Origin of the sequence: Citrobacter sp. Cf116 (assembly GCF_030336505.1) — a bacterium.
Lineage (GTDB): Bacteria > Pseudomonadota > Gammaproteobacteria > Enterobacterales > Enterobacteriaceae > Citrobacter > Citrobacter freundii.
The window spans coordinates 74,967-99,866 of record NZ_JAOWEQ010000001.1; the positions used below are offsets into that span (position 1 = coordinate 74,967).

Annotated in this window: 20 protein-coding genes and 1 pseudogene; 14 read left to right on the forward strand and 7 right to left on the reverse strand. The window is 53.5% G+C overall.

The annotated features are described in order from the left end of the window. Nucleotides 1–3 precede the first annotated feature (3 nt). Entirely contained in the window at nucleotides 4–360 is a 357-nt protein-coding gene (locus tag OGV74_RS00350; protein WP_003031719.1) for an MmcQ/YjbR family DNA-binding protein, read from the forward strand. A 123-nt stretch (nucleotides 361–483) separates the two neighbouring features. Here OGV74_RS00350 and uvrA read toward each other — a convergent pair whose 3' ends face one another. Next, nucleotides 484–3,306 carry an excinuclease ABC subunit UvrA gene (gene uvrA, locus OGV74_RS00355; RefSeq protein ID WP_003031720.1) on the reverse strand — a complete coding sequence of 941 codons (2,823 nt, stop codon included), beginning with the start codon at nucleotides 3,304–3,306 and terminating at the stop codon, nucleotides 484–486. A 251-nt stretch (nucleotides 3,307–3,557) separates the two neighbouring features. On the opposite strand from uvrA, the gene ssb1 reads away from it, so the two are divergent. Beyond that, the gene (gene ssb1 / locus OGV74_RS00360; protein ID WP_003826621.1) at nucleotides 3,558–4,082 is read left to right on the forward strand and encodes a single-stranded DNA-binding protein SSB1; all 525 of its coding nucleotides are present in this window, start codon (nucleotides 3,558–3,560) and stop codon (nucleotides 4,080–4,082) included. Between the two features lie 66 nt (nucleotides 4,083–4,148). Here ssb1 and OGV74_RS00365 read toward each other — a convergent pair whose 3' ends face one another. Further along, nucleotides 4,149–4,430: a YjcB family protein gene (locus OGV74_RS00365; protein ID WP_044715249.1), complete on the reverse strand. Its 282-nt coding sequence runs from the start codon at nucleotides 4,428–4,430 to the stop codon at nucleotides 4,149–4,151. 552 nt (nucleotides 4,431–4,982) lie between these two features. Here OGV74_RS00365 and pdeC point away from each other — a divergent pair. Continuing rightward, nucleotides 4,983–6,569: a cyclic di-3',5'-guanosine monophosphate phosphodiesterase PdeC gene (gene pdeC / locus OGV74_RS00370; RefSeq protein ID WP_086504807.1), complete on the forward strand. Its 1,587-nt coding sequence runs from the start codon at nucleotides 4,983–4,985 to the stop codon at nucleotides 6,567–6,569. Nucleotides 6,570–6,571: 2 nt separating this feature from the next. Here the strand turns inward: pdeC and soxS are convergent, their stop codons facing one another. After that, a complete protein-coding gene (gene soxS / locus OGV74_RS00375) occupies nucleotides 6,572–6,895 on the reverse strand; it encodes a superoxide response transcriptional regulator SoxS (RefSeq protein WP_003031731.1) in 324 nt (107 codons plus the stop codon). 86 nt (nucleotides 6,896–6,981) lie between these two features. Here soxS and soxR point away from each other — a divergent pair, with 86 nt between their 5' ends. The 3 genes from soxR (at nucleotide 6,982) to OGV74_RS00390 (ending at nucleotide 11,318) form a co-directional block, all read left to right on the forward strand. Then, nucleotides 6,982–7,440 carry a redox-sensitive transcriptional activator SoxR gene (gene soxR / locus OGV74_RS00380; RefSeq protein WP_003031733.1) on the forward strand — a complete coding sequence of 153 codons (459 nt, stop codon included), beginning with the start codon at nucleotides 6,982–6,984 and terminating at the stop codon, nucleotides 7,438–7,440. Nucleotides 7,441–8,164: 724 nt separating this feature from the next. Beyond that, nucleotides 8,165–9,514: a guanine/hypoxanthine transporter GhxP gene (gene ghxP / locus OGV74_RS00385; RefSeq protein WP_044715246.1), complete on the forward strand. Its 1,350-nt coding sequence runs from the start codon at nucleotides 8,165–8,167 to the stop codon at nucleotides 9,512–9,514. 157 nt (nucleotides 9,515–9,671) lie between these two features. After that, nucleotides 9,672–11,318, forward strand: a complete 1,647-nt coding sequence (locus tag OGV74_RS00390) for a Na+/H+ antiporter (RefSeq protein ID WP_003031737.1) — start codon at nucleotides 9,672–9,674, stop codon at nucleotides 11,316–11,318. An 83-nt stretch (nucleotides 11,319–11,401) separates the two neighbouring features. Here the strand turns inward: OGV74_RS00390 and OGV74_RS00395 are convergent, their stop codons facing one another. Then, nucleotides 11,402–12,292 (reverse strand): LysR family transcriptional regulator, encoded by an 891-nt coding sequence (locus tag OGV74_RS00395; RefSeq protein WP_003844732.1) that lies wholly within the window; start codon nucleotides 12,290–12,292, stop codon nucleotides 11,402–11,404. 101 nt (nucleotides 12,293–12,393) lie between these two features. Here OGV74_RS00395 and OGV74_RS00400 point away from each other — a divergent pair, with 101 nt between their 5' ends. Both OGV74_RS00400 and OGV74_RS00405 read left to right on the forward strand, forming a co-directional pair. Next, nucleotides 12,394–12,804, forward strand: coding sequence for a CidA/LrgA family protein (locus OGV74_RS00400; protein ID WP_044715240.1), 411 nt, complete (start codon nucleotides 12,394–12,396; stop codon nucleotides 12,802–12,804). Then, nucleotides 12,797–13,486, forward strand: coding sequence for an LrgB family protein (locus OGV74_RS00405; RefSeq protein WP_086504808.1), 690 nt, complete (start codon nucleotides 12,797–12,799; stop codon nucleotides 13,484–13,486). The genes OGV74_RS00400 and OGV74_RS00405 overlap by 8 nt, the downstream gene beginning before the upstream one ends. Nucleotides 13,487–13,531: 45 nt before the next feature. On the opposite strand, the gene actP is transcribed toward OGV74_RS00405, so the two are convergent. The 3 genes from actP to acs all read right to left on the reverse strand — a co-directional run bounded on the left by actP (nucleotide 13,532) and on the right by acs (nucleotide 17,762). Continuing rightward, nucleotides 13,532–15,181: a cation/acetate symporter ActP gene (actP, locus tag OGV74_RS00410; protein WP_003031747.1), complete on the reverse strand. Its 1,650-nt coding sequence runs from the start codon at nucleotides 15,179–15,181 to the stop codon at nucleotides 13,532–13,534. After that, nucleotides 15,178–15,492, reverse strand: coding sequence for a DUF485 domain-containing protein (locus tag OGV74_RS00415; protein ID WP_003031750.1), 315 nt, complete (start codon nucleotides 15,490–15,492; stop codon nucleotides 15,178–15,180). The genes actP and OGV74_RS00415 overlap by 4 nt, the downstream gene beginning before the upstream one ends. 311 nt (nucleotides 15,493–15,803) lie before the next feature. Beyond that, nucleotides 15,804–17,762: an acetate--CoA ligase gene (gene acs, locus OGV74_RS00420; RefSeq protein WP_086504809.1), complete on the reverse strand. Its 1,959-nt coding sequence runs from the start codon at nucleotides 17,760–17,762 to the stop codon at nucleotides 15,804–15,806. Between the two features lie 433 nt (nucleotides 17,763–18,195). On the opposite strand from acs, the gene nrfA reads away from it, so the two are divergent. The 6 genes and pseudogenes from nrfA to nrfG all read left to right on the forward strand — a co-directional run bounded on the left by nrfA (nucleotide 18,196) and on the right by nrfG (nucleotide 24,710). Beyond that, nucleotides 18,196–19,632: an ammonia-forming nitrite reductase cytochrome c552 subunit gene (gene nrfA, locus OGV74_RS00425; protein WP_003844735.1), complete on the forward strand. Its 1,437-nt coding sequence runs from the start codon at nucleotides 18,196–18,198 to the stop codon at nucleotides 19,630–19,632. A 44-nt stretch (nucleotides 19,633–19,676) separates the two neighbouring features. Further along, the gene (gene nrfB / locus OGV74_RS00430; RefSeq protein WP_003031758.1) at nucleotides 19,677–20,243 is read left to right on the forward strand and encodes a cytochrome c nitrite reductase pentaheme subunit; all 567 of its coding nucleotides are present in this window, start codon (nucleotides 19,677–19,679) and stop codon (nucleotides 20,241–20,243) included. Then, a complete protein-coding gene (gene nrfC / locus OGV74_RS00435; RefSeq protein WP_003031761.1) occupies nucleotides 20,240–20,911 on the forward strand; it encodes a cytochrome c nitrite reductase Fe-S protein in 672 nt (223 codons plus the stop codon). The genes nrfB and nrfC overlap by 4 nt, the downstream gene beginning before the upstream one ends. Beyond that, a complete protein-coding gene (nrfD, locus tag OGV74_RS00440) occupies nucleotides 20,908–21,864 on the forward strand; it encodes a cytochrome c nitrite reductase subunit NrfD (RefSeq protein ID WP_048241783.1) in 957 nt (318 codons plus the stop codon). The genes nrfC and nrfD overlap by 4 nt, the downstream gene beginning before the upstream one ends. Before the next feature lie 8 nt (nucleotides 21,865–21,872). After that, a pseudogene (gene nrfF, locus OGV74_RS00445) lies at nucleotides 21,873–24,099 on the forward strand (heme lyase NrfEFG subunit NrfF). Beyond that, a complete protein-coding gene (nrfG, locus tag OGV74_RS00450) occupies nucleotides 24,099–24,710 on the forward strand; it encodes a heme lyase NrfEFG subunit NrfG (protein WP_003031771.1) in 612 nt (203 codons plus the stop codon). The pseudogene nrfF and the gene nrfG overlap by 1 nt, the downstream one beginning before the upstream one ends. The last annotated feature ends 190 nt before the right edge of the window (nucleotides 24,711–24,900 follow it).

Consider the following 24,900-nt stretch of genomic DNA (forward strand, 5'->3'; position numbering starts at 1 on the left):
AAGATGACGAATTCGGAGTTGCTGCAATACTGCATGGCAAAAATGGGCGCGGAACAGAGTGTTCACAGTGACTGGAAGGCCACGCAAATCAAAGTCGAAGATGTGCTTTTTGCCATGGTAAAAGAGGTGGAAGAACGCCCGGCGGTGTCTCTGAAAACCAGCCCAGAACTGGCAGAGTTGTTGCGCCAGCAGCATAGCGATGTTCGGCCAAGCAGGCATCTCAATAAGGCGCACTGGAGTACGGTGTATCTGGACGGCTCGCTGCCGGATTCACAGATTTATTATCTGGTTGACGCCTCTTATCAGCAGGCTGTGAACACGCTGCCTGCTGATAAACGGCGGATACTGACGCAGCCCTGAACGGTCTTGTAGGCCTGATAAGCGTAGCGCCATCAGGCACAACCGTTGCCTGATGCGGCGCAACCGTCTTATCAGGCCTACAAGCTTTACGCCTGTTCTGTGGGCCTGATAAGTGTTGCGTAGTTACAACAGTGGTTTGAGGAAACGTGCCGTGTGTGAGGCTTCACACTCAGCGACCGTTTCTGGTGTGCCGGAGACAAGAATTTCGCCGCCTCCGCTGCCACCTTCCGGACCGAGATCGACAATCCAGTCAGCGGTTTTAATCACGTCCAGATTGTGCTCAATCACCACGATGGTGTTGCCCTGATCCCGGAGCTGATGCAGTACGTCCAACAGTTGCTGAATATCCGCAAAATGCAGACCGGTGGTCGGCTCATCGAGAATATACAGCGTTTGCCCGGTACCGCGTTTTGACAGTTCGCGCGCCAGCTTCACGCGCTGCGCCTCGCCGCCCGAGAGTGTGGTAGCAGACTGACCCAGTCGGATATACGTCAGGCCAACGTCCATTAGTGTTTGCAGCTTACGCGCCAGCGCTGGAACGGCATCGAAGAACTCGCGTGCTTCTTCAATCGTCATATCCAACACTTCGTGGATAGTCTTGCCTTTGTACTTAATTTCCAGCGTTTCGCGGTTATAGCGCTTGCCTTTACATTGATCGCACGGCACGTAGATATCCGGCAGGAAGTGCATTTCGACTTTGATCACGCCGTCGCCCTGACAGGCTTCACAGCGTCCGCCGCGGACGTTAAAGCTGAAACGCCCCGGGGTGTAACCGCGTGCACGTGACTCCGGCACGCCGGCAAACAGTTCGCGCACTGGCGTAAACACGCCGGTGTAGGTTGCCGGGTTAGAACGCGGCGTACGGCCAATCGGGCTTTGGTCAATGTCGATCACTTTGTCGAAATGTTCCAGGCCCTGAACGTCGCGATACGGCGCAGGTTCAGCCAGCGTCGCACCGTTCAGCGCCGTCTGCGCAATAGGGAACAGAGTATCGTTAATCAGTGTCGATTTACCCGAACCGGAAACACCGGTAATGCAGGTAAATAAACCTACCGGCAGCGTCAGGGTGACATCTTTCAGGTTGTTGCCGCGTGCGCCGGTGAGCTTCAGCACTTTCTCTGGGTCAGCCGCAACGCGCTGTTTAGGCACTTCAATCTTGCGTTTACCGCTCATGTACTGGCCGGTCAGCGACTCAGGCACTGCCATGATGTCGTCGAGCGTCCCTTCGGCGACGACCTGACCGCCGTGAACACCTGCGCCGGGGCCGATATCGATAACGTGGTCAGCGGCGCGAATCGCATCTTCATCGTGCTCGACTACAATGACGGTATTACCCAGATTACGCAGGTGGATAAGCGTACCCAGCAGACGCTCGTTATCGCGCTGATGCAAACCGATAGACGGTTCATCCAGCACGTACATTACACCGACCAGACCCGCGCCGATCTGGCTTGCCAAACGAATACGCTGGGCCTCACCGCCGGATAGCGTTTCCGCCGACCGCGATAGCGTCAGATAGTTGAGGCCGACGTTGACCAGGAACTTCAGACGATCGCCAATCTCTTTAAGAATTTTCTCGGCAATCTTCGCCCGCTGACCCGCAAGCTTCAGATTGTTGAAGAAATCCATTGCATGACCGATGCTCATGTCAGAAATTGCAGGCAGCGGCGTATTTTCAACAAATACGTGGCGGGCCTCGCGACGTAAACGTGTCCCTTCACAGCTGGCGCACGGTCGGTTACTGATGAATTTGGCTAATTCTTCGCGTACCGCACTGGATTCCGTCTCTTTATAACGGCGCTCCATATTGTGCAGCACACCTTCAAACGGGTGACGACGTACGGACGTATCGCCGCGATCGTTCATATATTTGAATTCGATATTTTCTTTACCCGAACCGTACAGCACCACTTTATGCACGGTAGGGCTCAGGCTGGCCCATGGGGCTTCAACGTCGAATTTATAGTGTTCAGCCAGAGACTTAAGCATCTGGAAATAATAGAAGTTACGGCGATCCCAACCACGAATAGCACCACCGGCCAGCGACAGTTCCGGGTTTTGAATTACCCGGTCAGGATCGAAATACTGCTGCACGCCGAGACCGTCACAGGTTGGACACGCGCCCGCTGGGTTGTTAAACGAGAACAGCCGAGGTTCCAGTTCGCGCATGCTATAGCCGCAGATAGGGCAGGCGAAGTTAGCGGAGAACAGAAGCTCTTCCGCTTTCGGGTCGTCCATATCGGCGACCACCGCCGTACCACCGGACAGTTCCAGCGCGGTTTCAAAGGATTCAGCCAGTCTCTGAGTGAGATCGTCGCGTACTTTAAAGCGGTCAATCACCACTTCAATAGTGTGTTTCTTTTGCAGCTCAAGCTTGGGCGGATCGGAAAGGTCACACACTTCGCCGTCGATACGGGCGCGGATATAGCCCTGGCCCGCCAGGTTTTCCAGCGTTTTGGTGTGCTCGCCTTTACGCTCCTTAATTACCGGTGCCAGCAGCATCAGACGTTTGCCTTCCGGCTGGGACAGGACGTTGTCCACCATCTGGCTAACGGTCTGCGCTGCCAGGGGAACGTCGTGATCCGGACAGCGCGGCTCGCCAACGCGGGCAAACAGCAGACGCAGATAGTCGTGAATTTCGGTAATTGTACCTACCGTGGATCGCGGGTTATGGGACGTCGATTTTTGTTCAATTGAGATGGCAGGAGAGAGCCCCTCAATGTGGTCGACATCCGGTTTTTCCATCAGCGACAGAAATTGACGCGCGTACGCGGAAAGGGATTCAACGTAACGACGCTGCCCTTCGGCATATAAGGTGTCGAAAGCGAGCGAAGATTTGCCTGAGCCCGAAAGCCCGGTGACGACAATCAGCTTGTCGCGCGGGATGACGAGGTTGATGTTTTTGAGATTATGGGTGCGGGCGCCCCGAACTTCGATCTTATCCATTCATCTTTCCCGGATTAAACGCTTTTTTGCCTGGCTGCATGGTGCTACCGGCGATCACAAACGGTTAATTATGACACAACCTGACCTGAATGGATATACAGTATTGGAATGCAACACGCATGTTCCTGTGCAACAATGTCTGGCGGGGGTTGTTTACTGGAATCAACTTCGCAACGTAGTAAAAGCGCTATTGGAAATGCTACAATCCCGCGCTTACACTTATTCAGTAACGTTTTTCAGGAGACACGATCATGGCCAGCAGAGGCGTAAACAAGGTGATTCTCGTCGGTAATCTGGGCCAGGACCCGGAAGTACGCTATATGCCGAATGGTGGCGCAGTTGCCAACATTACGCTGGCTACTTCCGAATCCTGGCGTGATAAAGCGACCGGTGAAATGAAAGAGCAGACTGAATGGCACCGCGTTGTGCTGTTTGGCAAACTGGCGGAAGTGGCCAGTGAATATCTGCGTAAAGGTTCCCAGGTCTATATCGAAGGTCAGCTGCGTACCCGCAAATGGACCGATCAGTCCGGCGTAGAAAAGTACACCACTGAAGTTGTTGTTAACGTTGGCGGCACCATGCAAATGCTGGGCGGTCGTCAGGGCGGTGGTGCTCCGGCAGGTGGTGGCCAGCAGCAGGGTGGTTGGGGTCAGCCTCAGCAGCCGCAGGGCGGCAATCAGTTCAGCGGCGGTGCGCAGTCTCGTCCGCAGCAGTCCGCTCCGGCAGCGCCGTCTAACGAACCGCCGATGGATTTCGACGACGATATTCCGTTCTAATCCTTCTGCTTTTCGCTGAAAATTATGGCTACCTCAAGACCGGGGTAGCCATATGAAATTTTGTTATCAGTTCAACACCATCGGCCAGTCTGGCGGTGTGTGGCTCATCACATCAACCATCACGGTTTCAATGTTCTGCCAGATAGTGGACATATCCACCAGGGTTATGCCGAGCAATCCAGTCGCAAACCAGCAGGCAAACACCAGCCCCAAACCGCTGCTAATGACGGCCAGGCCAATATAATCTGATTTACGAAAACGGATATTGAGCGTACTGGCTAAAAACATCAGTACCGCGCTGAGTAGTTGCCACCGCAGAAGAACCACGCCAGTTGTTATTGTTGCCATGAAAAACGTCCTCAGAAAGTCTGGATGCCCAGGACAGCGCGGGGGTGTTCACCGAGGGTGTAGTACTCTGGCTATCGACGGGCAATAACATGAATGAAACATTGTTTCTGTTACATGATTTTTGTGAACTATATCACAAGTGCTCGTTTGTTCACCACTATTGGACGCTATTTTTGTAGGCCTAAAGCCACTCTGATTGTGTGGTTTAATTTAATGAAGGGTTGATAATAAATAACCATGTTTTAAACATGTATTTAGTCTGCTTGTTATATTTATCCTAAATTAAACGTTAAAAAACTTTAATGAATTTCTTAAACGCAGCCAGGATAATGCTCATAAAAAATTACTCCGTGGGGATAATAACGTTATGAAATAAGCATAACTTTAAGTTTGCCTTACGGAAAAATAATATCATCATCAACTATTATCAGACTTTTACATAGAGAAGTCTGTTGCTAATACTGATAGATTCATGCAACTTAATCAGTCGGTGTTTATAGCATCCTGCCTTGATGGGTTCTGGCATATACGAAACAGGGAAATAGGGCTGACATGAATCACAGTGCGCGACGCAAGATGCTGAAGTTCCTGGGAACATTCATGGTGGTATTGTTCCCCGTGGTGCTGGCGATTTGGTTTGCACATATCCGGGCGATGACCGAAACCCATAACCAACTCCGCTCTTTTGCTCAACTGGTGTTAAATAAAACAGAATTGGTAATCCTACAAGCCGATTTGGCGCGTGATATGGCCCAGTTGTATCAGGGTAAGATGTGTACCCCGGCACATCAGAAAAGTATGCTGAATATTATTCGCGGTCGTTTATATATCAGTGAGCTAATTTATGCGCAGGGCGATCATTTTTTGTGCTCTACGTCTATGGCGCCGACTGTTACTTATATTATGCCGACAGCCGACTATAAACGTACGCCGGATATCGCCATCTATTACTACCGCGATACCCCTTTTTTCGCTGGCTACAGAATGACGTACATGCAACGTGGGAACTACGTCGCAGTCATAAATCCATTATCCTACAGCGAAGTCATGTCAGATGATCCGGATCTGTCCTGGGGCGTATATGACACAGTAACAGATACGTTTTTCTCTGCCAGCGAAGCGGCAAATATTGCGCAATTCGCGCCTCTCGTACGCGGTGAAGCCTCGACCTTTCAACAAGACGATCGCTTTTACACCATCGTGCATTCAGAAAAACGCCCAATTGCGATCATTGTGTCGACCTCACACAACCGCGTAAGTCAGATTTTCTATCACGAGGCGGCGTTAACCATTCCCTTCGGGATTATCTGCAGCATCCTGATACTGCTAATGTGGTGGCGCACGCGCCAGGAATACTTATCTCCCCGGCGCTTACTAAAACGCGCGATCAAAAAACGTCAGCTTTGCCTGCATTACCAGCCGATCATTGATATTAAGAATGGACAATGTGTTGGTGCTGAAGCTCTGCTGCGCTGGCCGGGTTGTAAAGGTGAGGTGATGAGCCCGACGGAGTTTATTCCGTTGGCTGAAAAAGAGGGAATGATTGAGCGGATCACGGATTATGTCGTTGAAGAGGTATTCAACGATTTGGGGTATTTTCTTTCGGCGCATCCTCAGCTTTATATCTCGATTAACCTTTCCGCTTCTGACTTTCATTCATCCCGATTGATTGCTCTGATTAACGACAAAAATCGTGAGTACTCCGTGGCGGCCCAGCAAATTAAAGTCGAAGTGACGGAGCGGGGGTTCATAGATGTACATAAAATGACCCCAGTAATCCAGGCGTTCCGCAAGGCGGGTTATGAAGTGGCGTTTGATGATTTTGGCACGGGATATTCCAATCTGCATAATTTATCAGCGCTGAATGTCGATATCCTGAAGATCGACAAATCGTTTATTAGCACGTTGTCCACTAACAGCACCAGTCACTTGATTGCCGAACATATTATTGAGATGGCGCAAAGCTTACACCTGAAGACGATTGCGGAAGGGGTGGAAACGAAGGAACAAATCGAATGGCTGCTTGAACGTGGCGTACAGTATTGTCAGGGCTGGTATTTTGCGAAGGCGCTGCCGTCGCAGGAGTTCATGCACTGGATACAACGGTCGCCCGCCATACTGACGCAGAGCGGGCAATAAGCTTACAGGCGGTGGCGGTAATCGCTGGGGGTACGATCAAACTCGCGGCGAAACACGCGCGAGAAGGTTTGTTGCGATACATAACCAAGATCCATCGCGATATCGAAAATAGGTCGCTCAGTCGTCCTCAGTTCAACCGCCGCCAGCAGAAGTCGTCGCTGGCGGATGTAGTCACCCAGCGTCTGGCGCGTCACCGTGCGGAACATTCTCTGTAAATACCACTTCGAGTAACCTGATTTTTTCGCAACCGCCTCAATGTTCAGCGGCTGATCGATATGTTCATCAATCCATTCAATAAGGGTCTGAATAATCTGCTGATGGGACATAGGGCTGCCTCTTTCTCAGTATTCGATTCGTCGTTTTGTCTGTGGGCGAGTATAATTCCTCAAGTTAACTTGAGGTAAAGCGATTTATGGAAAAGAAATTACCCCGAATAAAAGCGCTGCTCACGCCAGGTGAAGTTGCAAAGCGTAGCGGCGTGGCAGTTTCGACCCTGCATTTCTATGAAAGCAAAGGGTTAATCAGCAGCATGCGCAACAGCGGTAATCAGCGTCGCTACAAACGTGATGTGTTGCGTTACGTGGCGATTATCAAGATTGCTCAACGTATTGGGATCCCGCTGGCAACGATTGGCGACGCGCTGGGCGTATTACCTGAAGGACATTCACTTAGCGCTAAAGAGTGGAAACAGCTCTCTTCGCAATGGCGTGAAGAGCTGGACCGACGCATTCATACTTTGGTGTCGCTACGCGATGAGCTGGATGGATGTATTGGTTGCGGCTGCTTGTCGCGCAGCGATTGCCCGTTGCGTAACCCAGGCGATCAGCTGGGCGAGCAAGGAACCGGGGCGCGTCTGCTGGAAGATGATTGATTGGTTTAAATATATGACTGATATATACCCTAAATAATTCGCGTTGTGGGAAGGCGGCAAGAGCACGAATCCCGATGAGCTTAGTAAACTAAGTGATTCGGGTGAGTAAACGCAGCCAACACACCTGCAACGTGAAATATGACGGGTATAAAACTAAAGCGCCACAGAGGGCGCTTTAGTTTGGTTCCGGTCTTCGTCTTTCACTCTATCCCGCTGGTTCACGGGAGGGTTTCCCCCGACATCAACACCCCTCAGTCGAGCACATTAGGGGAGGTTCCGGCCTGTGTTGATAATGTAAGTGTAAGCTACCTCCCTCCATTTGCCAGTCAAATGATGATTTTTTAGCCAAAAAAATTACCGCATCTTCACCGGTTTTCTTGCGCGAGTTTGCGCGAAAAATAAGAACGATTGTTGCGACAATCTGGCGAAATTTGTTACCAGATTGCGCATTGACGATAACGTTTGCGCATCGACTGGTTGTTTATTGTGCGTTATAAGAAGAAATGAGTAAAAAGCGGCAAAGTTCAGTTGAAAACCGGCGTATGATCGCTGGATAATCGTTTGCTTTTTTTTACCACCCGTTTTTTATGCGCGGAGCTAAACGTTTGCTTTTTTGCGACACCCCTAATGACGCAAACCTGGCACATGGAGAAAACGTTTAGCAGGCAGTGGATTGTCCAGCACGCATAATGACGAAAAAATAAACTCTCAGGGGATGTTTTCTATGTCTACGCCTTCAGCGCGTACCGGCGGTTCACTCGACGCCTGGTTTAAAATTTCGCTTCGCGGCAGTACCGTTCGTCAGGAAGTCGTTGCCGGATTAACGACGTTCCTCGCCATGGTTTACTCCGTTATTGTGGTTCCAGGGATGCTGGGTAAAGCCGGATTCCCGCCTGCCGCTGTATTTGTGGCAACCTGTCTGGTCGCGGGCATCGGTTCTATTGTGATGGGCCTGTGGGCAAATCTGCCGCTGGCGATTGGTTGCGCCATTTCTCTGACGGCGTTTACCGCATTCAGCCTGGTATTGGGGCAACATATCAGCGTGCCCGTTGCGCTGGGCGCGGTGTTCCTGATGGGCGTCCTGTTTACCATCATTTCCGCGACGGGTATTCGTAGCTGGATCCTGCGCAATCTGCCGCAGGGCGTTGCGCACGGTACGGGAATCGGTATCGGCCTGTTCCTGCTGCTGATTGCGGCAAACGGCGTTGGTCTGGTGATTAAGAATCCGCTGGACGGTCTGCCGGTTGCGCTGGGTGACTTCGATACCTTCCCGGTGATTATGTCGCTGGTTGGTCTGGCGGTGATTATTGGCCTCGAAAAACTGAAAGTACCGGGCGGCATCCTGCTGACTATTATCGGTATTTCCATTGTTGGCCTGATTTTCGACCCGGCCGTGCATTTCTCCGGTATTTTTGCCATGCCGTCTCTGAGCGACGAAAACGGCAACTCGCTGATCGGCAGCCTGGATATAATGGGCGCACTGAATCCTATCGTTCTGCCGAGCGTGCTGGCGCTGGTAATGACCGCCGTCTTCGATGCGACCGGCACCATCCGTGCCGTAGCCGGTCAGGCGAATTTGCTGGATAAAGACGGACAGATTATCGACGGCGGCAAAGCGCTGACCACCGACTCCCTGAGCAGCGTGTTCTCTGGTCTGGTGGGCGCTGCTCCTGCGGCGGTATACATTGAATCCGCAGCGGGTACGGCGGCAGGCGGTAAAACTGGCCTGACGGCGATCACCGTTGGCGTCCTGTTCCTGCTGATCCTGTTCCTCTCCCCGCTCTCTTATCTTGTACCGGTATACGCAACGGCGCCTGCACTGATGTATGTGGGCCTGTTGATGCTGAGCAACGTTGCGAAAATCGACTTTGCTGACTTTGTCGACGCAATGGCGGGTCTGGTAACGGCCGTATTTATCGTGCTGACCTGTAACATCGTTACCGGCATTATGATTGGCTTTGCTACCCTGGTGATTGGCCGTCTTGTCTCTGGTGAATGGCGCAAGCTGAACATCGGCACGGTGGTTATCGCTATCGCGCTGGTGGCCTTCTACGCGGGCGGCTGGGCTATCTGATTTTTATTCGATAAAGATCCTCAAAACGGGTGGCTTTGGCCGCCCGTTTTTATTTTCAGAACACACTCGTTGTCTTTTGCGTTACTCTCAATTAGATAGAATTGAGGCACGACGCCTCTCATCACCAATCATAAGAAACATCGCAAACAGGGAACGCATGGAAATCTTTTTCACCATACTCATCATGACCCTTGTGGTCTCGCTGTCGGGGGTATTTACTCGCGTATTGCCCTTCCAACTCCCTTTACCCCTAATGCAGATCGCCATCGGCGCCTTGCTGGCGTGGCCGACGTTTGGTTTGCATGTGGAATTCGATCCTGAGCTGTTTTTGGTGCTGTTCATCCCGCCGCTGCTCTTTGCCGATGGCTGGAAGACGCCAACGCGTGAGTTTCTCGAGCATGGGCGAGAGATCTTCGGCCTTGCGCTGGCGCTGGTGCTGGTCACGGTGGTCGGCATTGGATTTATGATTTACTGGCTGGTGCCGGGGATACCGCTTATCCCAGCCTTTGCGCTGGCCGCCGTCCTTTCACCAACCGATGCTGTTGCTCTTTCCGGCATTGTGGGGGAGGGGCGCATACCGAAGAAAATCATGGGCATCCTGCAGGGCGAAGCGTTGATGAACGACGCCTCCGGTCTGGTCTCTCTGAAGTTTGCCGTCGCCGTGGCGATGGGGACGATGGTATTCACCGTTGGTGGCGCAACGCTTGAGTTCTTCAAAGTGGCGATTGGCGGCATCCTGGCTGGTTTTGTCGTCAGTTGGCTGTACGGGCGCTCCCTGCGCTTCCTCAGCCGCTGGGGCGGTGACGAGCCGGCAACGCAAATCGTCCTGCTGTTCCTGCTGCCGTTTGCGTCTTACCTGATTGCGGAACACATCGGCGTTTCCGGTATTCTCGCGGCGGTCGCTGCCGGGATGACGATCACCCGTTCCGGGGTGATGCGCCGCGCACCGCTGGCGATGCGTTTACGTGCTAACAGTACCTGGGCAATGCTGGAGTTTGTGTTTAACGGCATGGTCTTCTTATTGTTAGGGCTACAGTTACCGGGGATTCTGGAGTCTTCCTTAGCGGCGGCAGAGGTCGATCCGAACGTTGAAATCTGGATGCTGTTTACCGATATCGTGCTGATTTACGTGGCGCTGATGCTGGTACGTTTTGGCTGGCTGTGGACGATGAAAAAATTCAGTCTGCGCTTCCTGAAGAAAAAACCAATGGAATTCGGCTCCTGGACAACGCGTGAAATCCTGATCGCCTCCTTTGCCGGTGTACGCGGAGCAATTACCCTCGCCGGTGTGCTCTCCATTCCACTGTTGTTACCGGATGGTAGCGGATTCCCGGCGCGATATGAGCTGATCTTCCTTGCCGCAGGCGTGATTCTGTTCTCGCTGTTTGTTGGCGTGGTGATGTTGCCGATTCTGCTACAACATCTGGAAGTGGCAGACCACTCGCAGCAGCAGAAAGAGGAACGTATTGCTCGCGCTGCTACGGCAGAAGTGGCGATTGTCGCGATCCAGAAAATGGAGGAGCGACTGGCCGCGGACACCGAAGAGAACATCGATAACCAGTTACTCACCGAGGTGAGTTCCCGCGTGATTGGTAACCTGCGTCGTCGCGCCGACGGACGCAACGATGTGGAAAGCTCGATGCAGGAAGAAAACCTCGAGCGACGTTTCCGCCTGGCAGCGTTGCGTTCAGAACGCGCAGAGCTTTATCACCTGCGCGCGACGCGGGAAATCAGCAATGAAACGCTGCAAAAGCTGCTGCACGATCTGGACTTGCTGGAAGCGCTGTTGATCGAGAACCAATAAACGAGAGTGCCTGATGCGCTACGCTTATCAGGCCTACAAAACCGATGTAGGCCGGATAAGGCGTTTGCGCTGCATCCGGCATTTTACGACGCTTGCGGTAGCCAAAACCCTTCACAGCATTTGAGCCACGCCTGGGCGCTGTGCGACAGATACACGCCTTCGCGCCAAATCATGCCCAATTGCCAGCGTAAATCACTCTCCAGAGGGATCCAGCGCAACGTTTGCTTATCCAGGCGCTGGCAAATCGGCTCCGGTAAAATGGCAATCCCGACTCCGGCTTGTACCATCGCAGCCAGAAAATCCCACTGCCCGCTGCGCACCGCGATGCGGGGCTTGACGTTGTGTTGGCTAAACAGCTCAAGCAATTGGCGGCTCAACGCGAAATCTTCGTTGTAGATCAGTAGCGGATGTTCCGCCAGTGCCTCGGGGGAAATGGATTCGCATGTTGTCCACTGACCGGAGCGGGGGACCAGCACGCAGAGCGGATGACTGAAAAGCGGTAGGGTCGCCAGACCACTCTCTTCTTCAACCGGCAGCGCGGTCATCGCGACATCCAGATCGCCGTTCATCACCGCCTGCTGGACGGTTAAGCCGCCAAATTCAGAGACCTTCAGCTCAACGCCGGGATAGCGCTGGCGAAACAGGCTGATAGGCCCGGCCATCAACATACCGACCATCGGCGGGATACCGAGGCGCAGCACACCCCTGTTGAGGTGATTAATGTCGCTAAGTTCAGCTTCAAGCTGGCGAAACTCAGCGAGGATCGCCAGACCGCGTTCGAAAACGACCTGCCCGGTGTCGGTTAACAACAACCGCCGCCCGTCGCGGATGAGCAACGTGCAATTAAGCTCGTCTTCAAGGTTCTTCAACATCTTGCTGATGGTGGGCTGGGTGACAAAAAGCTTCTCCGCTGCGCGAGTAAAGCTCTGCTGACGAACCACCTCAACAAAATATCGCAGCGTTCTGATATCCATGATTATTCCTTAAGACTATGCCTGCAATGAGTTTAATTCATTTCAGTCCTGGACGAGGGCTCTCTATACTGGCGCTCTCTATTTTTTAAGGACATACCCTCATGGCTGTGGCGATAAGCCGCGTGACGCCTGCTGTTATTCATCGACTCCAGATCCCCGTTCAGGTTCTGTTGTACGCAGGTCTCTTTGTATTAGCTCAATATCTTGTCTCCTGGCTGCATCTGCCGCTTCCTGCCAACCTGGTAGGGATGGTGCTGATGCTGGCGTTAATTGTCTGCCGGGTTATCCCGCTGAACTGGATTCGCGCAGGTGCTCGCTGGTTACTGGCTGAAATGCTGCTGTTTTTTGTCCCGGCGGTGGTCGCCGTTGTGAACTACACGCAGCTGTTGCTGGTTGATGGCTGGCGTATATTTGCCGTCATTGCGATCAGTACGCTGATGGTGCTCGGCGCAACGGCGTGGGTGGTGGATAAAGTGTATCGCTATGAAATGAGCAGGCTAAACCGTGAGTAATTTCCAGCTAAGCATGTTGTGTCTGGTGATTACGCTGGGTATCTACTTTGCTAATAAGCGTTTGTATCGCCGTTTTCGTAAATTACCGCTGATGCCATTAGTTCTCACCCCGGCCCTGCTGGTGCTGATGCTAGTCTTCGGCCATATCTCCTGGCAAAACTATATTGGTGAATCGCACTGGTTGCTGTGGTTGTTAGGACCGGCGACCATCGCCTTTGCCGTTCCGGTGTATGACAACCTTGCGGTGATTAAGCGTCACTGGATGTCGCTGACGGCGGGCGTGATAACGGCAACGCTGGTGGCCGTCACCAGTTCCGTGTGGCTGGCGCGTCTGTTTATGTTGCCTGATGAGATCCAACGCAGTCTGGCGGTGCGTTCCGTCACCACGCCATTTGCGCTGGCAGCGGCAGAGCCATTGGGCGGGCAGCCGGACCTGGTGGCCTTGTTCGTGGTGGTGACCGGCGTATTCGGCATGGCGGTCGGCGATGTGCTGTTTTTACGCCTTTCCATTCGTGAAGGAATGGCGAAAGGCGCAGGATTTGGCGCAGCATCGCACGGGGCAGGCACGGCGCGCTCTTATGAGCTTGGTCAGCAAGAGGGCGTGGTTGCCAGTCTGGTAATGATGCTTTCCGGTGTGGTGATGGTATTGGTTGCGCCGTTGGTCGCGAGGCTGATGTTCTAAGAAAGGATGTAATCCTCCGGCCCGAAAGCCGGAGGAGAAGGGATGTTAGTGCGCGCGACCTTGTTCTACGCCGTACCCGGTCTGGGAGCGGATGAACTGAGCACGGAACTGCTCGCGTTCGCGGTTGCCTTCTTCTGAGTTGTCGGTAGCAGAGAAGAACCAGATCCCGAGGAACGCTATGCTGATGGAGAACAGCGCTGGATATTCATACGGGAAAATGGCTTTTTCGTGACCGAGGATCTGGACCCAAATGGTTGGGCCGAGAATCATCAATACTACCGCTGTTAACAGACCTAACCAGCCACCCAGCATTGCGCCACGGGTGGTCAGACGCGACCAGTACATGGAAAGCAGGATGATCGGGAAGTTGCAGCTGGCCGCGATGGCGAACGCCAGACCCACCATGAAGGCGATGTTCTGGTTCTCAAACAGCACGCCGAGCAGGATGGCTATCACACCCAGTACCAGTACGGTGATTTTTGACACCTTCAGCTCTTCACGTTCGGTTGCGCCTTTGCGGAATACGTTGGCGTACAGGTCGTGAGAAACTGCCGAAGCGCCCGCCAGCGTCAGCCCGGCAACCACCGCCAGGATGGTGGCAAACGCCACTGCAGAGATGAAGCCGAGGAACAGGTTACCGCCCACCGCATTCGCCAGGTGAACCGCCGCCATGTTGTTACCACCGATCAGTGCGCCTGCAGCATCTTTGTACTCTGGATTAGCGCCTACCAGCATGATCGCGCCAAAGCCGATGATAAAGGTCAGGATGTAGAAATAACCCATAAAACCGGTGGCATAGAATACGCTCTTACGCGCTTCGCGGGCATCGCTGACCGTGAAGAAACGCATCAGAATATGCGGCAAACCTGCTGTACCGAACATCAATCCAAGACCTAACGACAGGGCGGATATCGGATCTTTTACCAGACCGCCCGGGCTCATAATCGCGGAGCCTTTCGGGTGTACTGCCATCGCTTCGGTGAACAGGTTGTTGAAGCTGAAGCCGACGTGCTTCATTACCATGAAGGCCATAAAGCTGGCGCCGAACAGCAGCAGAACAGCTTTAATGATCTGTACCCAGGTGGTTGCCAGCATGCCGCCAAACAGAACGTACATCATCATCAGTACGCCAACCAGTACGACGGCGATGTGATAGTTCAGACCAAACAGCAGCTCAATCAGTTTACCTGCGCCGACCATCTGGGCGATCAGATACAGCGCGACCACCACCAGGGAACCACAGGCCGACAGAATACGGATTGGACCCTGTTTCAGACGATAAGAAGCAACGTCAGCAAAGGTGTAACGACCGAGGTTACGCAAACGCTCAGCAATCAGGAACAGGATAATTGGCCAGCCGACCAGGAAGCCGAGTGAGTAAATCAGCCCGTCATAACCGGAGGTAAATACCAGCGCGGAAATTCCAAGGAACGATGCCGCCGACATATAGTCGCCCGCAATCGCCAGCCCGTTCTGGAAACCGGTGATGTTACCGCCGGCGGTGTAGTAGTCATTACGCGAACGTACGCGCTTAGACGCCCAGTAGGTAATGCCGAGCGTAAAGATGACGAAAATCAGGAACATAACAATCGCCTGCCAGTTGGTTGGCTGGCGTTGAACTGCACCGCTAATAGCATCCGCCGCGTTTGCGGCGAAGGGCAGCGTGGCGGCAAGCGCCGTCAGGACTCTCTTCATGATGCTTTAACCTCGTGCAAAACCGCATTGTTCAGGCGATCAAATTCACCGTTTGCCCGCCAGATATAAATCCCGGTCAGAATGAAGGAGATAAGGATCACACCGACCCCAATCGGAATACCCCGGGTGACGCTGGTTCCCGCGTGGAGCGGCGTACCCAGCCAGCCAGGCGCAAAGGCAATCAGTAAAATAAAGCTGATATAAACTGCCAGCATGATGATGGACAGAATGGTGGCAAACCGTTGCCGTTTTTCTACTAACTCCCTGAAACGCGCACTGTCTTCTATCCGCTGATAAATTTGGTCATTCATCACAGAGTTCTCCAGAGGCCCCCTTCGTTTTTCACGCCGCAGGTGCGTTGGCCGCACTCGTTACTCGACCCATCCCTGGGCCTCGCCCCAGCGGGGCCGTTACAAGTAACGTTCAAATCTGTTCCGGACAGATTTGTCACCCCAGTCACATAGTGAACTATGCTCCTGGGGATGTGCTCGCTTGCCGCCTTCCTGCAACGCGAAATCCTTTGGGGGAGGGTTTTTATATTTCCCTCCCGGTCAGGGGAGGGGTAGGGATAGGATTTGTAGGCCCGATAAGCTGCGCGCCATCGGGCATTTCACAGTTATGGTTATGATGGCATCGCGATGGCCTGCTTCTCTTCGAGCAGTTTCTCCACGACGCCAGGATCGGCGAGGGTCGAGGTATCGCCCAGATTGCTGGTATCGCCCGCCGCGATTTTACGCAGAATACGGCGCATGATTTTGCCGGAGCGGGTTTTCGGCAGTGAGTCGGTCCAGTGCAGCACGTCTGGCGTTGCCAGCGGGCCAATTTCTTTACGCACCCAGTTGCGAACCTCGGCGTACAACTCAGGTGACGGCTCTTCACTGTGATTCAGCGTGACGTAAGCGTAGATCGCCTGGCCTTTAATATTATGCGGAATCCCCACCACCGCGGCTTCGGCAATCTTCGGATGCGACACCAGCGCCGATTCGATTTCAGCCGTTCCCAGACGGTGGCCGGAGACGTTCAGCACATCGTCCACACGTCCGGTGATCCAGTAATAGCCATCTTCGTCACGGCGCGCGCCGTCGCCGCTGAAGTACATATTCTTGAAGGTAGAGAAGTAGGTTTGCTCAAAGCGTTCGTGATCGCCAAACAGCGTTCTCGCCTGGCCCGGCCACGAGTCGGTAATCACCAGATTGCCTTCGGTCGCGCCTTCCAGCGGATTACCTTCGTTATCGACAATCGCAGGCTGTACGCCAAAGAATGGACGGGTTGCAGAACCGGCTTTCAGTTCGGTGGCGCCCGGCAGCGGGGTGATCATGAATCCACCGGTTTCAGTCTGCCACCAGGTATCGACGACCGGGCATTTTTCGTTGCCGATCTTCTTCCAGTACCACTCCCATGCTTCCGGGTTGATCGGCTCGCCAACTGAACCCAGGATACGCAGTGACGAACGGTCAGTGCCTTCAATCGCTTTATCGCCTTCCGCCATCAGGGCGCGAATGGCGGTCGGTGCGGTATACAGAATATTGACCTGATGCTTGTCCACAACTTGCGACATACGCGCCGGGGTAGGCCAGTTTGGCACGCCTTCGAACATCAGCGTGGTTGCGCCGCAGGCCAACGGACCGTACAGCAAGTAGCTGTGCCCGGTTACCCAGCCTACGTCAGCGGTACACCAATAGATATCGCCCTGATGGTAATCAAACACATACTTAAAGGTAGTTGCAGCGTAGACCAGATACCCGCCGGTAGTGTGCAGTACGCCTTTCGGCTTGCCAGTTGAGCCGGAGGTATACAGGATAAACAGCGGATCTTCCGCGTTCATCTCTTCCGGCTGGTGTTCTGAGCTGGCCTTCTCGATAAGATCGGACCACCACAGGTCGCGACCTTCCTGCCATTCCGTTTTTCCACCGGTACGTTTGAGGACGACCACATGCTCCACGGTCTTCACGTTCGGGTTTTTCAGCGCATCATCGACGTTCTTTTTCAGCGGGATGCTGCGTCCAGCGCGCACGCCTTCGTCGGCGGTGATCACCAGGCGTGAATTGGAGTCGATAATACGTCCGGCGACGGCTTCCGGTGAGAAACCACCGAAGATGACCGAATGCACCGCGCCAATACGGGCGCAGGCCAGCATGGCGACCGCAGCTTCCGGCACCATCGGCATATAAATGGCCACCACGTCACCTTTTTTAATGCCTAAATCCAGTAGCGTATTGGCGAAACGGCAGACATCGCGATGCAACTCGCGATAGGTAATGTTTTTGCTTTGGGTTGCGTCATCGCCTTCCCAGATGATGGCGGTACGATCGCCGTTTGCCTGCAGGTGGCGGTCAAGACAGTTTGCGGCCAGATTCAGGGTGCCGTCTTCGTACCATTTAATCGACACGTTTCCTGGTGCGAAGGAAGTGTTCTTCACCTGGCTGTACGGCTTGATCCAATCAAGAATTTTTCCCTGTTCGCCCCAAAATGTGTCGGGTTCGTTAACGGATTGCTGGTATTTCTCTGCGTACTGCTCCGGATTTATCAGGCAACGATCCGCAATGTTTGCGGGAATAGCGTGTTTATGTATTTGGCTCATGGCTTTTGTTCTCCTTGTAGGATGTTAATAATATGTCTCATAAACGTTAAATGTAGGGGCTTTGAGAGTTTTGTTTAGTATTTGCGCGGCAGATCACGCAATAAACGAATTGTGCAAATTAGCGACAAACTGAATTTTGAAGGGAGCTAGCAAAATTGACTAAATCTCGCGATAACATGTAGTTATCTAAAGGATTGTTGAAAAGGTGATCTGTATCTGAATTAGACAAAAGAGGGAGCAATCAAAGGGTGTTACTAACTCTAAAGTGGTATTTTACATACACTTACAATTGATTAAAGACAACATTTTCAGTGTGGTTTCTTGTTACAAATAGGGTGGAGCAATGTCATGACAGTATTCGTGTGGTTGCTGTTATGGAAAACAATAAAAGAACCGCCATTGCAGATAATGGCGTCATCTGGATGAGACCCCTATGGCAAGGATAAAATCACGCGTACGCCGTTTCTTCAGCCTGTTAGTACCTTTATTATTTATCTCTGCAGTTCACGCTGAACAAACCCCCGTACCCGCAAAAACCGTCACCGTTGAAGCGAAGAATGAAGTCTTCGCCCCTCAGCATCCCGATCAATATCTCTCCTGGAAAGCCACGTCTGAGCAATCAGCCCGTGAAGATGCGCTGGCAGAAGATCCTCGTCTGGTGATCCTGTGGGCGGGATATCCCTTCTCGCGCGATTACAACAAACCGCGCGGGCACGCGTATGCAGTGACCGATGTTCGTGAAACCTTACGTACCGGCGCACCCAAAACGGCAGAAGATGGTCCGTTGCCGATGGCCTGCTGGAGCTGTAAAAGCCCGGATGTGGCGCGTCTGATTCAGAAAGACGGTGAAGATGGCTACTTCCACGGTAAATGGGCGCGCGGCGGTCCTGAAATTGTTAATAATCTTGGCTGCGGCGATTGCCATAACACCGCGTCACCAGACTTTGCCAAAGGCAAGCCAGAACTGACGCTGTCGCGTCCTTATGCTGAACGCGCGATGGAAACAATCGGCAAACCGTTTGAGAAAGCCGGTCGTTTTGACCAGCAATCCATGGTCTGCGGCCAGTGCCACGTGGAATATTACTTCGACGGTAAAAACAAAGCCGTTAAGTTCCCGTGGGACGACGGCATGAAAGTCGAGAACATGGAGAAGTACTACGACACCATCGCCTTCTCTGACTGGACCAACTCCCTGTCTAAAACCCCGATGCTGAAAGCGCAGCACCCGGAGTATGAAACCTGGAGCGCAGGCATTCACGGCAAGAACAATGTGACCTGTATTGACTGCCACATGCCGAAAGTACAGAACGCGGAAGGCAAGATTTACACCGACCATAAGATTGGTAATCCGTTCGATAATTTCGCTCAGACCTGTGCGAACTGCCACACCCAGGACAAAGCGTCCCTGCAAAAAGTGGTCGCCGAGCGTAAACAGGCCATTCATGACCTGAAAATCAAAGTTGAAGACCAGCTTGTTCGTGCGCACTTCGAAGCGAAAGCTGCATGGGATGCGGGTGCGACCGAAGCGGAAATGAAGCCGATTCTGGAAGATATCCGTCACGCGCAATGGCGTTGGGACCTGTCTATCGCCTCACACGGTATTCACATGCATGCCCCGGAAGAAGGTCTGCGGATGCTGGGTAGCGCAATGGATAAAGCCGCTGACGCACGTACCAAACTGGTCCGTCTGCTGGCGACCAAAGGCATCACGCATGAAATCCCGTTACCGGATATCTCTACCAAAGAGAAAGCCCAGGCGGCGATTGGTCTGAACATGCAGCAAATCAATGCTGAGAAGCAGGACTTCATCAAAACGGTGATTCCGCAGTGGGAAGATCAGGCGCGTAAAAACGGTCTGTTAAGCCAATAACCCCATTTCGCCCCGCAAGGGGCGGATAACTCAACGGAGTGAATATGAGCGTATTACGTTCGTTATTAACTGCTGGGGTGCTGGCGTCAGGCTTGTTATGGAGCCTGAGTGGAATCACTGCCACGCCAACGCCGCAGGAGTCGGATCAACGCTGGACGGTTACCCAACAGCGTAATCCGGATGCCGCCTGTCTGGACTGTCACAAGCCGGATACCGAAGGTATGCATGGTAAGCATGCGGAAGCCATCAACCCGAATAACAAACTGCCTGTCACCTGCACCAATTGTCACGGCCAGCCGTCACCGAACCACCGCGAAGGGGTGAAAGATGTGATGCGCTTTAATGAGCCGATGTACAACGTGGAGCAGCAGAACAGCGTCTGTATGTCCTGTCACCTGCCTGAGCAGTTGCAAAAAGCGTTCTGGCCGCACGATGTCCACGTAACCAAAGTGGCGTGTGCCAGCTGTCACTCACTGCATCCGAAGCAAGACACGATGCAGACGCTGAGCGATAAAGGACGGATCAAGATTTGCGTCGATTGCCACAGCGATCAGCGTAACAATCCGAACTTTAACCCGGCGTCGGTTCCGTTGCTTAAGGAGCATCCATGAGTTGCTCTCGTCGCCAGTTTATCACCGGCGTCGGCGCGCTGGTGGCAGTGAGCGGGACGGCGGGGCGCGTTGTGGCGAAGACGCTGAACATCAATGGCGTGCGTTACGGTATGGTTCATGATGAGTCTTTATGCATTGGCTGTACGGCCTGCATGGATGCTTGTCGGGAAGTTAACAACGTGCCGGAAGGCGTATCGCGTCTGACGATTATTCGCAGCGAGCCGCAAGGGACATTTCCTGATGTGAAGTATCGCTTCTTCCGTCACTCGTGCCAGCATTGCGACCACGCTCCCTGCGTTGACGTCTGCCCGACGGGGGCATCGTATCGCGATGCCGCCAGCGGTATTGTGGATGTGAACCCGGACCTTTGCGTTGGCTGCCAGTACTGTATCGCCGCGTGTCCTTATCGCGTGCGCTTTATCCATCCGGTGAGCAAAACGGCGGATAAATGCGATTTCTGCCGGAAAACCAACCTGAAAGCGGGCAAACAGCCCGCCTGCGTTGAGTCATGCCCGACGAAGGCGCTGACGTTTGGTAATCTGGACGATCCCAACAGTGATATATCCCGTTTGTTGCAGCAGAAAACTACCTACCGTTACAAACTGGCGTTGGGTACAAAACCGAAGGTCTACCGCGTTCCCTTTAAATTTGGGGAGGTGAGCCAATGACATCCGCTTCTGCATTTCATTTTGAATCACTGGTGTGGGACTGGCCCATTGCCATCTATCTGTTCCTGATAGGTATCTCTGCCGGACTGGTCACGTTGGCGATTCTGCTGCGTCGCTTCCATCCGGAGGCGGGCGGTTCAGACAGCACGCTGCTGCGCACCACGCTGGTGTTAGGGCCGGGGGCAATTATCTTCGGTTTGCTGATTCTGGTGTTCCACCTGACGCGTCCATGGACTTTCTGGAAACTGATGTTCCACTACAGCTTCACCTCGGTGATGTCGATGGGGGTCATGCTGTTCCAGTTGTACATGGTGGTGTTAGTGTTGTGGCTGGCAAAAATCTTTGAAAAAGAGGTGATTGCCCTGCAACAGCGGTTCGTGCCGCGACTGACGATTGTGTCAAAACTCCTGACGCTAATCACGCCGTTCCATCGCGCACTGGAGACATTGATGCTGGTGCTGGCGGTCCTGCTCGGGGCGTATACCGGGTTCCTGCTGTCGGCGCTGAAATCCTATCCGTTCCTGAATAACCCGATCCTGCCTGTGCTGTTTCTGTTCTCCGGGATCTCCTCCGGTGCGGCAGTGGCGCTGATCGCCATGGCGTTACGTCATCGTAGCAATCCGCACAGTACGGAAGCGCACTTTGTGCATCGTATGGAAGTCCCGGTCGTATGGCTGGAGATCTTCCTGCTGGCGGCGTTCTTTGTTGGTCTGGCGCTGGGCGATGACGGCAAAATGCGTGCGCTGGCGGCGGCACTGGGCGGCGGATTCTGGACCTGGTGGTTCTGGCTTGGCGTGGCCGGGCTTGGGTTGATACTGCCGATGCTGCTAAAACCCTGGGCCAACCGCAGTTCGACGCTTCATGGCGTGCTGGCAGTGTGTGGCGCCAGCCTGACCGGCGTACTGCTGCTGCGCTTTTTTATCCTCTATGCGGGTCAGCTAACCGTTGCGTAAGGTGATATCTGGACGTTCTCCTTCCTGAAGCCGGTTTTCTGGCGCTGTTATTAAGCCTCGGGGTCAACGTGTTGACCCCGCTTGCCGTGTTGGTAGGTGTCCGGCAGCGCTGGCAAGGGGTGATGCGCCTGGCAAGCGTGGGCGTGTGGACGCAATTTGCCCTGCTGCTACTGGCCTTTACCATTCTGGTATTCTGCTTTTTGACCAGCGATTTTTCGGTGGTCTACGTTGCCCAGCACAGCTACAGCCTGCTGCCGTGGGGATTAAAACTGGCGGCGGTGTGGGGCGGTCATGAAGGATCGCTGCTGCTGTGGGTGCTGTTTCTTTCAGCCTGGAGCGCGCTGTTTGCTCTTCGCTATCGGCGTAATACCAACGCGCTGTTTCCGCTGACGCTCTGCGTCCTTTCAATGATAACGGCCCTGCTGCTGCTGTTTGTGGTGGTATGGTCCGATCCGTTCGTGCGTATCTTTCCGCCAGCCATTGAAGGGCGCGACCTTAACCCGATGCTGCAACATCTTGGGTTAATCCTCCATCCACCGCTGCTGTACCTGGGTTACGGGGGGTTAATGGTGGCGGCAGGCGTGGCGCTGGCCTCGCTGCTGCGCGGTGACTTTAATGCGCAGAGCGCCTGGGTGTGCTGGCGCTGGGCGCTGCCCGGCTGGTGCGCGCTGACGCTGGGGATTATCCTCGGCTCCTGGTGGGCCTACTGCGAGCTGGGTTGGGGCGGCTGGTGGTTCTGGGACCCGGTAGAAAACGCCTCCTTATTACCCTGGCTTTCCGCCAGCGCGCTGCTGCATAGCCTGTATATCACGCGCCAGCGCGGGATCTTCCGCCACTGGTCGCTGCTGCTGGCGATCGTCACGCTGATTTTATCGCTGCTGGGGACGCTGATTGTGCGTTCCGGCATTCTCGTTTCGGTGCATGCTTTCGCGCTGGATAACGTTCGTGCCGCGCCGCTGTTTGCGCTGTTTACCGTGTTGAGTCTGGCGTCGCTCGGGCTGTACGCCTGGCGGGGTCAGCAAGTCCGGCAGAATGCTCGTTTTGGCGGTTGGTCACGCGAGATGCTGATTCTGGTTGCGCTGCTGCTCTTTAGTGCGGTGCTGCTGATTGTGCTGATTGGCACGCTCTACCCGATGATTTACGGGCTGTTCGGCTGGGGGCGGCTTTCTGTGGGCGCACCGTACTTTAACCGCGCTACGCTGCCCTTTGGCCTACTGATGCTGCTGGTTATTGTGCTGGCAATGGTCAGAAGCCGCAAAGTGTCTTTCCGCATCCAACTTCCGGCACTGCTGGCGCATGCCGGGGTGCTGGTGTTTGCGGCGGGGATCGTCTTTTCCAGCGGTAGCCGTCAGGAGATAAGCCTGAACCTGAGCCCTGGGCAGCAGGTTGAACTGGCGGGTAACATTTTCCGTTTTGAGCGTCTCGACCTGGAAGCCAAAGGTAACTACACCAGTGAAAAAGCGCAGATCACGCTGTGGTACAATGAGAAACGCATTGGCAGCCTGCAACCTGAAAGGCGCTTCTATGCCGCGCGTCGTCAACAGATGATGGAGCCGGGGATCCGCTGGAACCTGATGCATGACTGGTATGCGGTAATGGGTGAAAAAACCGGACCAGACCGTTATGCCATGCGCTTGTACGTGCAGACCGGCGTGCGCTGGATTTGGGGTGGGGGACTATTAATGGTCTTTGGCGCGCTGCTGAGCGGATGGCGAGGGAGGAAGCGTGATGCGTAAATTAATCACAGCGTTGCCGGATGGCGGCGTAAACGCCTTATCCGGCCTACAAGGTGCGCAAACCGTAGGCCGGATAAGCGCAGCTCCATCCGGCAGAAAGTTATTACTCTTAACGCTCGTCCTGTTTTTCATTACTTTCGCTACGCATGCCCAGGTTGTGGATACCTGGCGCTTTGAAAATCCGCAACAGCAAGAACAAGCGCTGTCTATTGCCAGCCAACTGCGTTGTCCACAGTGCCAAAACCAAAATTTGCTGGAATCCAATGCGCCGGTAGCGGTCAGTATGCGCCATCAGGTTTACAGCATGGTGGCGGAAGGGAAAAGTGAAGCCGAGATAACCACCTGGATGACCGAGCGTTACGGTGACTTCGTTCGTTATAATCCGCCGCTGAATGAACAAACGCTGCTGCTGTGGGCGTTGCCGTGCCTGTTGTTGTTGCTGGTAGGTGTAGTGGTCTGGCGAGTGAGAAGACGTCAGCATACGGAGGAAGGTGAATAATGAGCCAGTGCGAGCCGCTGTTACGCCCAATGCCCGTGAAGCGGTTGACCGCTGCGGTGGTACTGATGGTTGTGGCCTGCATTGGAGGCTACCTGTTGACGCCAAAATGGCAGGCGGTTCGTCAGGAGCAGACGCGACTGGCGGACCCTTTACATGCTTTCTCTGATGAAAATATTCAGGAAAAACAGTTGCTTTTGCTGCAATCGCAGATTCGAGCCAATCCACAGGACGGCGTGAAATGGGCGCAACTCGGGGAGTACTATCTTTGGCAAAACGCGTATCATAATGCGCTGCTGGCCTACGAGCAGGCGCTGCGTGTCGGCGGTGAAAATGCTGAGATCTATTCAGCGATGGCAACGGTATTGTATTACCAGGCCGGACAACATATGGCGCCGCCCACTCGCGAGATGATTGATAAGGCCTTGGCGCTGGACCCGGCAGAGGTCACCGCGCTGATGTTGTTAGCCTCAGATGCGTTTATGCAAGCAGACTACGCCCAGGCTATTTCAGTTTGGCAAAAAGTTATGGATTTAAACTCGCCGAGGGTGAACCGGGCACAGCTCGTTGACTCTATTAATATGGCGAAGTTGTTGCAGAATCGGCAAAAATAAATTTGTTTTATTTGTGATTTGTATCATTTTGCCTGTTTAAAAAACAGGCAAACGAACAGGTGAGCGAAAAAAACTCACGCTATGACTTCTTCATTTTTGAACATATTAAAATTCTTTTATAACAAAAAGTTATTCATCAATACCGCGATAAAATTGCATTTTTATGCATAAATTCAGCCAAAAGCCCTGT

What these genes read in the sequence shown, in the direction of transcription:
- OGV74_RS00350 (WP_003031719.1), top strand. Translation starts at nt 4, where the DNA reads ATGACGAATTCGGAGTTGCTGCAATACTGCATGGCAAAAATGGGCGCG.
- uvrA (WP_003031720.1), bottom strand. Translation starts at nt 3,306, where the DNA reads ATGGATAAGATCGAAGTTCGGGGCGCCCGCACCCATAATCTCAAAAAC.
- ssb1 (WP_003826621.1), top strand. Translation starts at nt 3,558, where the DNA reads ATGGCCAGCAGAGGCGTAAACAAGGTGATTCTCGTCGGTAATCTGGGC.
- OGV74_RS00365 (WP_044715249.1), bottom strand. Translation starts at nt 4,430, where the DNA reads ATGGCAACAATAACAACTGGCGTGGTTCTTCTGCGGTGGCAACTACTC.
- pdeC (WP_086504807.1), top strand. Translation starts at nt 4,983, where the DNA reads ATGAATCACAGTGCGCGACGCAAGATGCTGAAGTTCCTGGGAACATTC.
- soxS (WP_003031731.1), bottom strand. Translation starts at nt 6,895, where the DNA reads ATGTCCCATCAGCAGATTATTCAGACCCTTATTGAATGGATTGATGAA.
- soxR (WP_003031733.1), top strand. Translation starts at nt 6,982, where the DNA reads ATGGAAAAGAAATTACCCCGAATAAAAGCGCTGCTCACGCCAGGTGAA.
- ghxP (WP_044715246.1), top strand. Translation starts at nt 8,165, where the DNA reads ATGTCTACGCCTTCAGCGCGTACCGGCGGTTCACTCGACGCCTGGTTT.
- OGV74_RS00390 (WP_003031737.1), top strand. Translation starts at nt 9,672, where the DNA reads ATGGAAATCTTTTTCACCATACTCATCATGACCCTTGTGGTCTCGCTG.
- OGV74_RS00395 (WP_003844732.1), bottom strand. Translation starts at nt 12,292, where the DNA reads ATGGATATCAGAACGCTGCGATATTTTGTTGAGGTGGTTCGTCAGCAG.
- OGV74_RS00400 (WP_044715240.1), top strand. Translation starts at nt 12,394, where the DNA reads ATGGCTGTGGCGATAAGCCGCGTGACGCCTGCTGTTATTCATCGACTC.
- actP (WP_003031747.1), bottom strand. Translation starts at nt 15,181, where the DNA reads ATGAAGAGAGTCCTGACGGCGCTTGCCGCCACGCTGCCCTTCGCCGCA.
- OGV74_RS00415 (WP_003031750.1), bottom strand. Translation starts at nt 15,492, where the DNA reads ATGAATGACCAAATTTATCAGCGGATAGAAGACAGTGCGCGTTTCAGG.
- acs (WP_086504809.1), bottom strand. Translation starts at nt 17,762, where the DNA reads ATGAGCCAAATACATAAACACGCTATTCCCGCAAACATTGCGGATCGT.
- nrfA (WP_003844735.1), top strand. Translation starts at nt 18,196, where the DNA reads ATGGCAAGGATAAAATCACGCGTACGCCGTTTCTTCAGCCTGTTAGTA.
- nrfB (WP_003031758.1), top strand. Translation starts at nt 19,677, where the DNA reads ATGAGCGTATTACGTTCGTTATTAACTGCTGGGGTGCTGGCGTCAGGC.
- nrfC (WP_003031761.1), top strand. Translation starts at nt 20,240, where the DNA reads ATGAGTTGCTCTCGTCGCCAGTTTATCACCGGCGTCGGCGCGCTGGTG.
- nrfD (WP_048241783.1), top strand. Translation starts at nt 20,908, where the DNA reads ATGACATCCGCTTCTGCATTTCATTTTGAATCACTGGTGTGGGACTGG.
- nrfG (WP_003031771.1), top strand. Translation starts at nt 24,099, where the DNA reads ATGAGCCAGTGCGAGCCGCTGTTACGCCCAATGCCCGTGAAGCGGTTG.